Raw genomic sequence first — 15,978 nt, 5'->3', positions numbered from 1 at the left:
AATCAGATGAGGAATTTGCTTTCTTCAGCAACATTGGGTTCAAATATCTTACGGATCCTGTCGAACAGGTGCTGTTGGCGATGTGTTTTCATATCGGGATGTACACTGGCGATCTCCAGCGCAAGTGCCTGCTGTGCCAGGTGCATAAAAGACTTAAAAGAAGAGAAGGAAAAGCCTTTACCCAAGAGATATGGAATAACCCAGAAATCAAAAGAATATTGCGGCAGCCAGATCGATTCGTCCGGGTTAATGGTCAGGAAGATCTCGTGTATGTAATCTGCCGCTTCCATACTAGTCATCGAGTAGTGCTCCCATTTGAATCCTTCCCCTTTGATCCGGAATTCTTCTTTTTTCTTCTGATACACGGGCGTCAGCGGATCGCAATACCACAGCATCGTCCGCCAGTAGTCTGGCTTATTGCCTTTGATAAAATCGATTGTCTCTCTGATGGTCGCCTCGGTTTCTCCGGGATACCCTGTGATCAGAGACGCAAAAGTCATAATACCTCGTTCCTTCAGGTTCTTGATCCCTTTTTCGTAATTGGTGACCTTTGCTCTCTTATTCATTTTTTCCAACATCTCCTGCGAGCCGGACTCAATACCCAGGAACACACCTTTGCATCCGCTCGCCGCCATCAGATCCAGTGCTTCTTCATCCCCATGATCACATCGGTAATAGGAAAACCAGTTAAAATCAAACTGTCGGTCTATCAGCATACGACAGAATTCCTTAAACCGGGCTTTGGGAACATTAAAAGTATCATCGATAAAAACTACGTTTTTCACATTACCCAAGGCACGCATGGTCTCCAGTTCTTTTGCTATCGTATCTATACTCGCCAGTGTTAACGGGCCTCCCCGTTCAGGATAACCACAGAAGGCACAGCCAAAGGCACAGCTCCTGGCCGTACGGGTCTGTAAGGTGCTACCCAGGTCATGGTGTTTAAAAAGTGACCAGTCTATCGCTTCCGAATCCAGTGAATTATTTTCAATAACACGTTCGGTCATTGTAAACTCCCCGTTTTCCTGCCGGTAGATGATGTTTTTCACCTCATTAAGATCCTGCTGATTTTTAAGACGCGTCACCAGATTATATAGTGTTTGTTCTCCCTGCGACTCCAGTACAAAGATGTCTCCCTCCATGTCACGTAAAGCAGAGAAAAAGTCTTCCTTTCCATAAGCATTATAGTGGTTAGACACCAGTACTCCTCCTATTATGATCGGCACATGTGGATTACAGGACCTGATAAATCTCACCATTTCTGTAACCGGTAAGTTGATGACATAAAAGGTCGTAGTAATGGCTACGCAGACAGGATTTTTCTCCAGCAAGCTGCGGAGTTTATCCTTTTCTTCCTGGAACAGATTGACAAAATCCACCTGCAAACCACGCTTAAGAAGAAAATGACTCAGGTATACCGCTGCCAGATTAGGAATATCACAGGATTTTAATTCCATATCCGATAGCTTGTTCAGCAGATCCAGGTAAGTGTAGTTATTACCTTCTACCTCGAAGAAGTTGGTCTTCAGATCGCGATAAGCCTCCGCATCTTCACCATATGATCTGAGAGTGGACAGATAGTTTTCAAAAGGCGTTTCATTATAGCCTATCAATACGACATCTAATGCTGTATTCATGATCGGGGGAATCAAAAGTTAAATGAAATTTTCAGATTTTTGGTAGATATCTCCGTACGATGTCCTAGCGGGATTGCGCTCACCTGTTGATTAACATCTGTAACAAAAGCCTGCAACAGCGCAATCAGCTGCTCCTGGTAATCGGCAACAGATGAAAGGCTGAAAATATCTTTGTTGTAGACAAAATTGACGTTTATGTTCTCCTGGTCTTCATAGATCGAAATAGTCAGGTCAAAGTGCGTTTTCGTACTTCCCATAGGATACAGGGAAGATTGTACACCCTGCAGGTCGAGGCCCGGCAGGTCAGTTGCACTGAAAGTATAAGATACCTCTATGTTGAACAGGGGGTTTTTATTTTCCAGGTAGTCCAGGTCCAGCGCTTCTTTGATAAAATCCATTGCGTACAGCTGATGTGCGATGGCTTCATAGGATCGTTGCGTCACTTGCTGTAGCAACATGGCGAGGGTATCATGACCAGACACCTTGTTACGAAGTGGAAGTGTACTGACAAAGAATCCGATGATATGCTCCAGTGCAACATCTTCCCGGCCGTGTGTCTCCACCCCCAATACAATATCTCCGGCACCCGTGTTACGATATACCAGCGCATTAATTGCGGTCAGCATAATGTTGTAAATACTCGTCTGGTAGCTGGCTGCCACTTTACGTAATTGCAGAATAAGAGCAGGGTCGATATTGAAGGCATGGTTAGCCCCGGTATACGTCCTTCTCGCCGGCCTTGGATGGTCTGCGGGTAACTCCGGAGCATGCGCTGGCACATCTTCCATTATATGCTGCCAGTAGGCACCAGCCTGGCGAAAAACCGCGTTATCAGACAATTGCCTGTGCCACACAGCATAATCCTTGTACTGGATCAATAAGGGTGGCAGCGGATACGCTCCGGCTCCGCCATTGCGGTAGTAATTATAAAACACGATGAGCTCCCTGGCAAGTATATTCAGCGACCAGCCATCCCCTGCGATATGATGCAGGGCAATACCGAGTACATATTGCTGTTCACCAACGGTAACCAGTAGCCCCCTCAATAACGGAGGTGCTGATAGATCAATATATGCTGCGGCAAAGGTGTGCAATACTTCCGGCAAAGGATCTGCCGAACGTTGCAACTGCCAGCTGATCTGGTCTGCGGGCAGGATACGTTGATAGATATCTCCGTCATACTCTTCAAATACCGTACGTAAACTTTCATGACGGGAGATCAGTGCCATAAAAGCCTTTTCAAGCATATCAACGTGAAGATCCCCTTCCAGTTCAAAAGCTACCACCATATTATATACACCTTCCTGCTGTTTCAGGTACTGGTCTGCAATCCATAAATGTTGTTGCGCATGACTGACCCTGTATCTCTCCGCCGGCGCAAGCGGGGTGATACCGGCGATACCTGTCCCCTGCTGCTCTCCTATCAGCACAGCCAGCTGGCGGATAGAAGGGTTTCTGAAGAACTGATACAAGCTAAGTTTAACCTGTAACTGCTGCTGTATCCGGTTGATAACCTGGGAAGCCCGGATAGATTGCCCCCCGGTTTCAAAGAAATTATCCGTTACACTGATCTGGCCTAAGCCCAGCACTTCTTTCCAGATATCATGTACGGCTTGTTCTGTTGGATTTGCAGGCGCAGTATATACACTTGCGGCAGGAGCAGGTGCAGGTAATGGCAATGCCGCACGGTCCACTTTGCCATTAGGCATCAGGGGAAGTGCATCCAGAGATACAAGCTGGGGCATCATATATTGCGGAAGATGTTGCTCCAGGTGGTGTTTTACCAACGCTAACGGAGCAGCGTCCTGTATAACTACATAAGCAGCGATAATCTTTTGTCCATTTTCATCATCCCGTATCATTACTACACAATCCTTCACTTGTGCTATTTCATAAATGCGGCTTTCTATTTCACCCGGCTCTACGCGGAATCCGCGGATCTTCACCTGATCGTCTTTACGGCCTTTCAGTTCTATATTGCCATCACGCAGCCATCTGCCTGCATCACCGCTCCGATACCAGGCGCCCTCCCGTCCTGGCAGACGTACCAGTTTACGGGCCGTCAGGGAAGCATTGTTAATATATCCGGAGATAGGTAGTGCACCAAGCACGTATAACTCTCCGAATGCACCTATGGGTACCGGCTGCAGTAACTCATCCAGGATCAGAATATTTGTATTGGCGATAGGACTTCCTGCTGGTGGCACCGCCAGTTCCTGCAAAATATCAGATCGTAGCGTATAAGCAGTAACAACATGCATCTCTGAGCTACCATAGTGATTATGCAAACGCAGCTCGGGGTTAGCAGCCAGGAAAGCTTTCAATCCGGCTGTTATTTTCAATTGCTCGCCGGCGGTGATAATATTACGCAGATATGGAGCAGAGCGCTGCCAGCGGCTGAACTCATTGAAAAGGAAATTCAGATACGAAAATGGTAGATAAAGGTTACCGATCTGATGCCGTTCTATAAAGTTCATCAGGTAGTCTGCATCCTGCCGTTCCAACTCTCCGATCAGGTATACCGTACCTCCCGCACTCAGTGTCATCATGATCTCCTGGAAGGATACGCAGAAATTGACCGAGGTAAACTGCAGCGTGTGCAGTGCATTGTCAATACCGGCCTGTTGCAGCTGCCATTGTATCAGGTTACTTAACAGCCCGTGAGGTAACATAGCGCCATTAGGAGTCCCCGTCGAACCGGAAGTATAGATCACATAAACAATATCATTGGCACCAGGAATAACATCCGGCTGTGCTTCAGACATACCAGCCAATGCCGCTTCCAGTTCATGCAAACGGATCACAGCACCCGTGTAGTGTGCTGTAATGGCCTGCACCGGCTGATCAGTGATCAGCACGCCGGTTTTACTGTCTGTCAGCATATGCGCCTGCCTTTCTGCCGGATAACCTGGATCTATCGCTACATAAGCCCCCCCTGCCTTAATGATACCGATAATGGCAACGATCATATCCAGTGAACGTTCCATCGACAATCCCACGAAAACACCTGGCCCTACAGCATAATATTGCTGCAGATAGTGCGCCAGTTTGTTGGCCTGAATATCCAGTTCTGCATAAGTAAGTTGTTTCCCTTCATACACTATTGCAGGTATTGAGTGCTGCTGACGTACCTGCTGATCAAACAGTTCCAGTACATGCATATGTGGCCAGGCCACCTGTGATCCCTGAAAACTTTCCGTTACCAGACTATATTCTGCCGGCGCCATTCCCATCAGCGTACTCACAGGAACATCCGGCTGCGCAGCGACCTGATTAGCCAGTGCAATGAAATTACGGGAAAGCCGCTCGGCTGTTTCCTTATCGAAAAGATCTGAATTATACTCCAGCAGGATATGTATACCAGATATTCCTTCCGCCATGAAAAATATCAGGTCGAACTTACTCATGTTGAACTCATGCACCTCGCTGTAGGTGTCCACCTCCACATCCTCCATAGAAAGTTCCTTTTCTTCTCTGTCCGTATTATTATGCGCCAACATCACATTGAAAAGTGGTGAATGGCTCATATCCCGTTCCAACCCAACCCTTTCTACCAGCAGGTCAAACGGATAATCCATGTGATTATACACCTCCAGTGCTTCCATTTTCACCCTTGCCAGCACTTCGTAGAAGCTTTCTGAAGTATCAATCTGCCAGCGGTATACCAGCGTATTTACAAAGAAGCCGACGATATCATGAAACTCGTCGTACGAGCGGCCGGCAGAAGGAGAACCCAGTATAATGTCCCGCTGCCCGGAATAACGTTGCAATAGTATACCCAGAATGGCCATTACATTCATAAACCCGGTAGTACCTTTCTCGCGCGATGTCTCTTCCAGAAAGGAGGTTGCCACTGCATCCAGTTTAAACATCAGTCTGCCACCATTGAAAGTTTGCAGCACCGCACGCGGCCGGTCCAACGGCAGGTCAATACCCGAAGGACGATCGTGGAACTTACGCAGCCAATACTGCTCAAGCTGGTTAAAGTGCCCGCTTTCAATCAGCCGGTTATGCCATGTACTATAATCCTTATACTGCCACTTTGCCGGATCCAATGATGGCTTTTCTCCTGCCTTAAAGGCATTGTACGCTTTCAGTAATTCATTGATGATAATCCCCTGAGACCAGCCATCGCTGATAATATGATGCACATTATAGATGATCAGGTATTGCTGCGCGGTCTGCTTCACCACTTTGAATGTAAGCAGTGGGCCTGTCTCCAGATCAAATACCCTGGAAACTTCTTCCTTGTATAATTGTTGGGCAGCAGCATTTCGCTCTCCTTCCGGCAGATGACTGATATCTAATACAGGAACCAGATATGTCAGTACCGGCAATATCACCTGCCTGGGTTCTCCATTTATCACCCGAAACACCGTCCGGAAGCTCTCATGACGGTCCACCAGCAATTGTACCGCCTGCTGAAAAGCCGGAATATCAAACTTCCCTTCTTCTACCTGGTAAGCAGCGGGTAAGTTGTAAGCAATGGAGTCCTCTTCAAACTGTGATAATATCCACAATCTGCGCTGGGCATGAGAAAGTTCATAATAATCTGCTGGAAGCGCAGGAGTGATTTGCCTTGCATGCTGCGTAGCCACAGGTGTACGCCGAGCATCTATATAGTCCGTCAGTTCCCGGAGTGTACCATATTCGAAGATCACATCAAAATCTATCTCTGTATCCAACACACTGTTGATCTTGTTGATCACCTGCCGGCCATTCAGCGAATTACCACCCAGCTCAAAGAAATCATCATCTTCCGCTATTGCGTCTGCCTTCAACACTGCCTGCCATATTTCCCGGATACGCTGCATAGTGTGGACACTATTATCAGCAACCACTGTAGCTGCCGCGGAGAGCGCTGTTGTTGCTGCTACCTCTTTGACTGATATGGTACCGGGAAGCGCGAAAAACGGATTTCCCTTGAAAAATGAATAATCAATATCACCTACCTGAAGAACCGGATACCTCAGTGCCAATGCCAGGAAGAAGGCTTCTCTTCCTGGTATAGTACTTAACAGACGAATGGGACTATCCGTATCGTCTGCTATACCTCCGGGATGTTTTTTAAGTATCATCCCGGTATCTCTCCAGCCTGGCCAGGCGATGGCCTTGTAAGCACAGGTATGTGATTTGCGGGCACTACACCATCCTTCCATAAAAGCATTGGCCATCGTGTAATCAGCGCTGTTTTTAGCAGGCATCAATACATTAAGCGATGAGAAACAAATAAAAAAGGCGGGTTGTAATTCTTCCGTGCAGGCATTCAATATCACCGTTCCCTGTATCTTGGGCGCACAGGTCCTCACAAAATCCTCCTGCTTACTCTCTGCCAGTGATACTCCCCTGATACCTGTACCAGCACTATGTATCACTCCCTGTATTTTGGTATGGTGTGATCTTATCTGCCTGAAGACTTCATACATCCGCGTTTCGTCGCTGACATCCGCCTGATAATAGTTGACCGTAGAGCCCATTTTTTCCAGTAACAGCAGATTGCCGATCTTGTTATTAATGTCAGCACTAATCTCCTGTGTCCAATACTCCGGTGCCGGCAATGCGGTACGACCAATGATGATAAAGGTGCTGTCTGCCTGCATAGCAATAGCCCTTGCCATCTCAAAACCTATACCTTCCGCTCCGCCGGTCACAATATATACACCACCAACAGGTAGCACCAGCTGTTCCCGTGCTGTTGCAATATCTACCGGCACCGTATTCAGACAGGGAATCATCATTCTGCCATCCTGCAGTAACAAATCCGTTAACGCATCATCATTCAGCAAGGCGGCCAGCAAATCCTTTTTTGCATGATCCGGCACGGCGCCTTCATAATGAAAGTCGACATTCCTGATCTTCAACTGTCCGTATTCATTCACCAGGGAACGAAAAAGTGCGGCTACAGCTGTCTGTATCGGATCTGGCATCGTATCACCCTCCGCTGTATTGAATGCACGGCGTGTGATATTTGCCAGCAAAAACCCTTTTTTGTTAAAGTAGGTACTGAATGCCTGGCAGGCAAAAAGATAGCTGTTTACTGTCTGTTCAATATGTGCAAGCCAGGAACTTGTATTGTAAGTGTTTGCAGAGGAAGCAGGATGCAGAAAAAGCATGCCCTCCGGTGTACCGTAAGATCTCTCGACAGACATTTTCAGTTGCTCATAATCTTCCCAACGCAAAGGATTAATAGTAAATGTATGAGCACTGCTGCTTGCGAAAGCAGCTCCTGCTGATACCATTACGACAGTCAAACCCTGCTCTTTGAGCATTCCCTGAATCCAGTCATCACTGACCTCTTCACTGGTAAAAATCAGCCACACTCCGGCTTTCAAACTGTATGTATGATCTGTTTTTACAGTTTCCTGCCAGCTTGTTGTGTGCAACCAGTTCGCGGCAGATGTATCCCAGCTGATTGCAGGTGGCTTTGCCCAACAGCTGATATCTTCAAATGCGGGACTGGGTGCACTGATCTTTTGCCAGGTACGCGATGCATATAACCCCTCCCAGGTAATATCTATACCTTGGGTATATAGTGCAGCAATAGTGACGGCGGCATTACCGTCCGGCTGCAACAGTCGCAGACACCGGTCTGCCGCGTTCGCAGGCAAAAAACCACCGATTACAGTGCTCAGCTCTCCTTCACATCCTGCTTCTACAAAAATTACCTGTTCATCCAATAGCTGCTCCGTAATCAGTTGCTGTAGCCTGACCGTATCCAATGGCTCCGTCTGGCCTACCTTCGCTAATACCTTTACCGCCTCATCCCTGCTAATCTCTCCCAGCGCCAGTTGTTTGGAAATACGACCTTTCCCCCGGCCAATCAGCGTCATCAATGGTATACCCAATGAAAGGCAGAGTTTATATATGCCTACATGTAACTGCAATACAGCTGGCAAGTCTTTCAGTGTATTGAATACAGGATAACGGGATGCCAGGTTGGATAACAGGATGTCTTCAGGTGTGTGATCAGAAAAGAGCAGTACAATCTTTACGGCTGGTTTTACATAACCGGTGATCCACCTGTAATTGCCTTCATCGCCTGTTGTCATATCCCGTAACTGGTCTGCCACCAGGCAACCTCTGTATTCATAATCATCTCTTCCGCAGTTCATTGTCGGTATGATATCTGCGAGATTAACCGCCGGTTGCTGCAGGAAGGACAATACTGATGAACGGAGTTGCTGTAGTCCGAAGGGGGTCCTGGATGACAACTTGAGTAAGGCTGGCACCTGGTGTAGTGATGGCGTATATAAGGGAGCTGCTTCCAGCACCATATGTGCATTGGTACCACTCAGGCCAAATGCGCTTACCCCGCAACGTCTCGGATGATCCGTTACCTGCCAGGGCTGCCAGGCAGCGTTGATATAAGCAGCCGAATGTTGGCTGTCTATAAATGGATTCAATTGCCGGAAGTGTACGTTAGGATATAGTTCCCCATGCTTGAGGGCTAATACCGATTTAAGTAAGCTGGCAATACCCGCAGCATTATCCAGGTGTCCTATATTTGTTTTCACCGCGCTGACAGCACAAAAACTACGTTTTTCAGTAAACTGCGCAAAAGCATCTGTCAGCCCTTTGAACTCTATCGGATCTCCTAACCGGGTTCCTGTACCGTGCGCTTCGATAAATCCTATTGTTTCAGGATCGATACCTGCCTTTTTCCAGGCCTTCACTAATACCTCTGATTGTGCCATAGGGCTGGGCGCCGTAAGTCCATTGGACCGTCCACCGTCATGATTGACAGCACTGCCCAATATGACTGCATGTATCTGATCCCCATCCTGCACTGCCTGTTCCAGCCGCTTCAACAGCACCATTCCACCACCTTCTCCTATCCCTATACCATCTGCAGCACTGTCAAAAGCTCTGCACTTACCGGATGCTGACATAACACCGAGGCTATTATTACTTCCTTTTTCATGAAAATGGGTGATATAACAAAAGCCACCTGCCAGTGCCGTATCGATCTCTCCATGCATCAGCTGCTGGCAGGCTTCATGCACAGCTACCAGAGATGAGGAACAGGAAGTATCCAGCATCAGGGCCGGGCCATGCAGGTTCAGGTGATAAGACAATCTGCCTGCCACCATAGGTCCCAGGTTACCGCTATACGCCATCGCATCCGGTTCTTCAAACTGCATCAGGTATTTTGGGAAGGACTTACCACCGATAAATACACCCGTATTGCTGCCGGAGAACTGTTGCAATGAATAACCTGCATCCCAGATCGCCTGACAGGATAACTGGAGGACCATACGATGGGAAGGGTCCATATATTCAGCCTCCCGCCTCGATAAGTGGAAGAATTTATGATCAAAACTATCCGGTCGTTCCAGGAAACCAGTTACCTGGAGCGGACCGGTGCCCGTAATATTCGTTAATGCCTTTCGCAACACGGACAGCTCACCCACTGCATCTTTTCCGGCACGAAGATTAGCGGCAAACTGTACCAGGTCATTCGCTTCGGGAAAAATACCCGCCATCCCGATAATAGCTATCTGATTTTTCTGTCCCATAATCAAATGATTTAAATTTCAATACCTGTGGTCACCGGCGCAGCTGTAACAGTATGTTGCAGCTGACGAGCCACTTCCCGAATACTTGTATAATTGAACAGATCAGCCACCTCAAGGCGGCTTGACAACTCCTCCGACAATCGTTTTGCGAGGTGTACCAGTTTCAGCGAATCTCCACCCACATCAAAGAATTTGGCATCCGGATGGATCATATCCACTCCCAATACTTTTTTCCAGATATCATGTACCTGTTGCTCCACTTCATTCATCGACGCATGAGTCGCCGGGTGATGCGTTAATACGGAAGTGGTTTCCACAACCAGTAAAGCCTTTTTATCTACTTTACCATTAGCCGTCAGCGGTAAATCCGCTATCATATGATAGCGGTGTGGTATCATATAATCAGGTAACCTCTTTGATAGTTCTTCTCTTATCCAGGAATCAGACAACGGTGCATCCATGACCAGGAATGCCAGCAACTCATTATCCCCCATACTGTTCGGCACAGCGACCACTACTGCCTTTTCTATTCCTTTGATCGACCGGAGCTGAGCTTCGATCTCTCCTGGCTCCACCCGGTACCCGTTGATCTTAACCTGATCATCCAGGCGGCCATAAAACTCGATGAGGCCATTCGGTAACCATCTGCCACTATCCCCGGTCCGATACAATATTTTATCCGGCAGCTGATGATGACGGATAAATTTTTCTGCCGTCAACGCATCCCTTTGATGATAACCAATTGCAACACCTGCACCCGCGATACATATCTCCCCTTTCTGACCAGGGCCCAGTATCCGCTGTTCTCCGTCGCAGATATAGATTGCATGATTATGAATAGGTCTTCCTATCACCGGGTTATGGAAGAGGTAGGAGATATTCTCTGCTGTAATGTCATGCGTGATCACCCCTATGGTAGTTTCTGTAGGTCCATAGTGGTTTACAAAGTGCGTTTCGGGAAACAGTTCCAGATATGAGCGGATATCTTTTGGACGTAATTTTTCGCCACCAGTAACGAATAAACGTATTTTCATCTGCTGATAGCGATCCGGGAAATAAGGATCAGCTGTTAGCATTGAAAAGTGTGAAGGAGTTAATTTCAGATAAGTGATCTCATTTTCGATCAGGTAGTTACGCCAGGTATCCAGATTGAAACGTTCGAACACAGGAAACAGATGTAATGTCGCACCTGCCGCCAGCGAAGATAGTAACGTAGTAAAGGAAAGATCAAAAGCAAGAGAAGAAAACACCAGCGTACTGTCTGCAGATGTGATCTGGTAAGTGCTGACAAACCAACTGATATAATTAGCCAGCGAGCTATGCCTGATCAACGTACCTTTAGGATGACCTGTAGAGCCGGAGGTATATATCATATAAGCCGGCCCGGCACTATCCGGCGATACTTTCCAGGACGCTGCCGGCGGCGGCAATACCGGCAACTGTATATCGACTGCAAGTATTTTTTCTGCATACATTGCCCCTAACTGCATCCATCCATTATAATCCGTGAGTATGAGAGTAGCCTGCGCATCCTGCAAAATATACTGCATGCGTTCTTCGGATGTAGTAATATCCAGCGGAATAAAAGTTAACCCTGCCTTCAGCACCGCCAGCATGGATATTACAAACAGGTCTGACCGGGGCAACGCGATCACCACCCGTCCACCTTCATCCGATACGTTATTGGCGATGTAATAAGCCAGGCGATCAGCTTGCTCGTCCAACTCATGATAGGTCATCTTCCTCCCTTCAAATACCAATGCCGGTAGCGATGTGTATTGCCTTACGCTGTTATCAAACAACTGTAGCCAGTTGCTGACAGACGGCATCATAAAGGTATCATTGGATTTGTCTATTATCTTCGAGGCCCCTGACCGATCCATTGCAGTCTGATAGCTGATCCGATCGCCTGCTACAAAAGATTCCAGTATAGCAGTATACAGATCATGTATGAAATCGATCTCTTCCGCTGTATAGCTGTTATCAGGACAGGTGATTGTAATAAGAATAGCATCCGTGCTGACACTCGTATTAAAATCAAAAGCGGTGTTTGTACGAGTATATGTGCGAAACTGGCTTCTTTTCCGGGATGCCCGTGCATGCTCGCTAACTTCTCCGTAAACATAAAAGTCTACGAAGTCGAACTTCACATCAAAGACGGGATTGAAGTAGGCACCTTTCTCTTCCACATCTTTGATGATCTCCATAAAAGATAGGCGGTCATGTTGTTTGGATCGTTGATATTGCTCCCGCACATATTGCAGAAAAGAAGGTACATGCAGGTCAGTATCTGGTATGCGGATACGGAAAGGTACCGTATTAAGGAAGCAACCCAATACCTGATCTCCATCCTTTTTGGCAGGCCGGTTGTGCGATACTAGGCCGATAGTAATATCTTCCTGATCACACGCAATCCTCAGCAGGTAAAGAAATCCTGCGAATAGCAGTTCTTTAATGTTCATCTGCAACTGCTGGGCGAACTGTTTAATACGGTCGGCCTGCACTCCTTCGATGTAGCTGTAATGCACCCGGCTTTCGGCCTTATTGAAATTAAGTATCTCTGTACTCTTAAAAGGCAGTGGCAACCGCTGGTATCCCTGCAGATGATCTTTCCAGTACTGACGTAGCTGCATATCATTTTTGGCCACCTGCTGATCGATCACATGATCAAGATAGGAAGCAGCCAGCGCGGACGGACGGTAAGTACTATCAGCTAAAAGCCGGTGATAGGTATCTGTAAGTGTGGTGATAAAGGAAGCGTTGCTCCATCCATCCAGAATAGCATGATGGAACACCCATAGTAACAAGTATTCTTCCGTGCCCAGGCGGAATATGATCATCCGCCACAAACCTGGTAACGTGACATCAAAAGCTAACGAACGATCTTGCTTCATATACTCCTCGATATGCTGCTGTTGTTGCCCACTGTCATAATGAGCGATATCTTCAAACAACAAACGATCGAAACAGTCAGTCGCAGGATGTACTGCCTGTAGTGGCTCTGAATAGGCATCCATATGATAGGATGTCCGTAACAAAGCGTGTTTCTCTACCATAAAGTTCAGCGCCTTCCCAAAAACTGCCACATCAAATGCCGGCTCACTGAATTCATACACAAACTGGTCATGGTATACACCTGCACTACCAGCATATATGTTATGAAAAATCATCCCTGCCTCAATGTCGCTCATAGGATATATATCTTCTGTCCCGGCGGGCAAGCCTGGTAAACCGGTAACATCTGCTTTTAGTTTACGCAAACGTAATTCTACCTGTGCACGCAGGATGTTGCTGCCGGATTCTTTATCTGTCTGTAGTATATAACCTGCCAGGCTACGAATAGTCTTATGCTCAAACATATCCTGTATTTCCACCACCCTGGAAATATGCTGGTTCACCTGGTTCAGCAATTTGATCACTTTGATGGAATCGCCGCCGATTGCGAAAAAATCGTCTCCGACAGAAATACGCTCTGTTTTAAGCAGTTTTTTCCAAATCGCATACAATTCATGCTCCACCACATTACGTGGCTGCATGAGGGAACGGTCTTCCCTGGATTTTTCATCCAACGCTACCAGGGACGCCGTATCTACCTTGCCATTCCGGGTTAATGGCTTGTTGGTGAGGATATGCGAACGAGAAGGCATCATATACCGGGGCAGACGTGATGCGACAGCTGTCGTAATATCTTCCAGGGATATTTCCTCTTTTAGCAAAATAAAAGCAACCAGTTCCATCTGGCTGAACTGATTTGCAACAGGTAATATCAATACATCTTTTACCGCCGTATGCTGGAGGAATGCCATCATCACTTCACCTATCTCCACCCGGTATCCACGTATACTCACCTGATTATCTTTTCTCCCGGCATATACCAGGTCTTTGTTCTCCAGTCTTTTCCCCATATCGCCAGAACGATACAACCGCTGTCCGAATAGTACAGGAAAACGCGCTTCGGTGAGCGTGGGGTTATTCACATATCCTGCTGCCACACCTGCTCCACCGATGTACAGTTCACCGGTTACGCCTGGTGGCAGCAACTGCTGATCTTCATTCAGTACAAATACTTTCACCGGCTGCAACGGCTGGCCTATGTTACTAAGCGGGCTGACGATATCCTCCTGCTGTAACCGTTTGAAGGTGACATGCACGGTCGTCTCCGTGATGCCATACATGTTGATCAACTGTATATGCGGGAAAGCAGTAGCCCATGCTTTCAGGCTACCGGGTTTCAATTCTTCTCCACCAAAGATCACATAACGCAGGAACAATACCGGAGGTACTTTCATTTCCAGTATCGTGTGCATCAGGAGAGAAAATACACCAGGTGTCTGGCTCAATACGGTTACCTGCTCCTTGGTCATCAAACGGATGAACTCTGCAGTATTATAAAAAACATTCTGAGGAACAATCACAACTTTGCCGCCATAAAACAAAGCACCGAATATCTCCCATACAGAAAAGTCGAAATTATAATTATGAAAGAGGGTCCAGCAGTCCTGTTCATCAAAGTCAAAAGGAAATCCTTCATTGAAGAAAAGTTGAATCACATTGGCGTGGCTGATCTTCACGCCTTTAGGCTGACCGGTGGTACCTGAAGTATAGATAATATAACAAGTATCGGCTGGCACAACAGACACATCAGGGTTGCCAGCAGGGCTATCGGAAACCTGCTCGAATACATCGGGGACCATCAGAACCTGTATATCAGCAGGCAACTCCTGCTGCAAACCACTATCGGATATTACCAGTTTTACGCCGGCATCCCGTAGTATCAATGCCCTACGTTCTGCAGGATCATCAGGATTCAACGGTACATAGGCAGCCCCTGATTTTAGTACACCCAATATTGCCGGGATCATCCAGGCTGTACGCCCCAGCAACAGTCCCACCGGTTGTTGCGCTCGTACCTCCTGGTGTTGCAACAGCTGATGAGCGACGATATTAGCCAGACGGTTCAGTTCTTCATAGGTCTGTGTCTTTCCATCAATACTTACAGCCGTATTAAAGGGGAATTTACCGACGATCTGTTCAAAATGACTGACGATCGTTTCTTCCTCTTTATATATTTTACCTTTCCCTCCTGCCTCGGTTAACAGCGTTTCCTGTAATGCTGCAGGCAGGAAGCCAATACTACCGCACTCCTGCATAAGATCTTTCAGCCCCTCCTCCAGCAAGAGGGTATAGCTTTCTCCGATCAACCGCACCAGGGCTTCTGTAAAAGCATCTTCCCTATACACTAGTTCAAAAGCATGCGCGGATTTATCTATACGAATAGCCAACGTGGCAGCAAACGACGGCACTGCCTGGTGGTCCGCCACCGTAAAACCAAATTCCAATGCCGGAGCCAACGGGATGTTATTATTGGCAAATAATGTCTGCAACACTTCCAGTTCATTATCCTGGTAAAGCAGCACTTCTTCAATATCGCCTTTTACGTCCAGCAGTAATTGCCGTAAGGTTTTGCGAGTATCAGTTGCCAGGGAGAAGAACACCACACTGCCAGCTGCATGCCCCGGCTCCGGTGCGCTACTTGCAACAAGTACGCTGGCTGTACTAAAGTATTTACGTAATAACAGCCCGTAAAAAGCCAGATAAACGGCCAGCTCGGTCAGTGCATCCGCCTTACCTAATACCCGTACCGCATTAACCAATGCCGGCGATAACTCACAGTCAACAGATCGATAAACAGCGTTGGCTTCCGGACGAGCAGGAAAACAACTGTCAGCATGGGCGATCTTACTCATCCAATACTGTTGCCCGGCTTTTTGGGTGCTCTCAGACATCATGTGCATATAACTAAGGGATGTAATTGAAGATTAGGG

At 47.2% G+C, this 15,978-nt stretch carries 3 protein-coding genes; all 3 read right to left on the bottom strand.

The features are described from left to right. Window positions 1-2: 2 nt before the first annotated feature. Genes KTO58_RS28735 through KTO58_RS28725 form a run of 3 tightly spaced genes read right to left on the bottom strand, consistent with a single transcriptional unit; the run spans window position 3 to window position 15,948 of the window. Window positions 3-1,637, bottom strand: a complete 1,635-nt coding sequence (locus KTO58_RS28735) for a PhpK family radical SAM P-methyltransferase (RefSeq protein ID WP_095836104.1) — start codon at window positions 1,635-1,637, stop codon at window positions 3-5. Window positions 1,638-1,648: 11 nt separating this feature from the next. Beyond that, complete coding sequence (locus KTO58_RS28730) at window positions 1,649-10,153, bottom strand: non-ribosomal peptide synthetase (RefSeq protein ID WP_095836105.1); 8,505 nt, start codon at window positions 10,151-10,153, stop codon at window positions 1,649-1,651. Window positions 10,154-10,164: 11 nt separating this feature from the next. Beyond that, window positions 10,165-15,948 carry a non-ribosomal peptide synthetase gene (locus KTO58_RS28725; protein ID WP_095836106.1) on the bottom strand — a complete coding sequence of 1,928 codons (5,784 nt, stop codon included), beginning with the start codon at window positions 15,946-15,948 and terminating at the stop codon, window positions 10,165-10,167. Window positions 15,949-15,978: the final 30 nt, after the last annotated feature.

The sequence above is a fragment of the Chitinophaga pendula genome (assembly GCF_020386615.1).
GTDB lineage: Bacteria > Bacteroidota > Bacteroidia > Chitinophagales > Chitinophagaceae > Chitinophaga > Chitinophaga pendula.
This window is presented reverse-complemented; position numbering and strand designations above follow the sequence as displayed.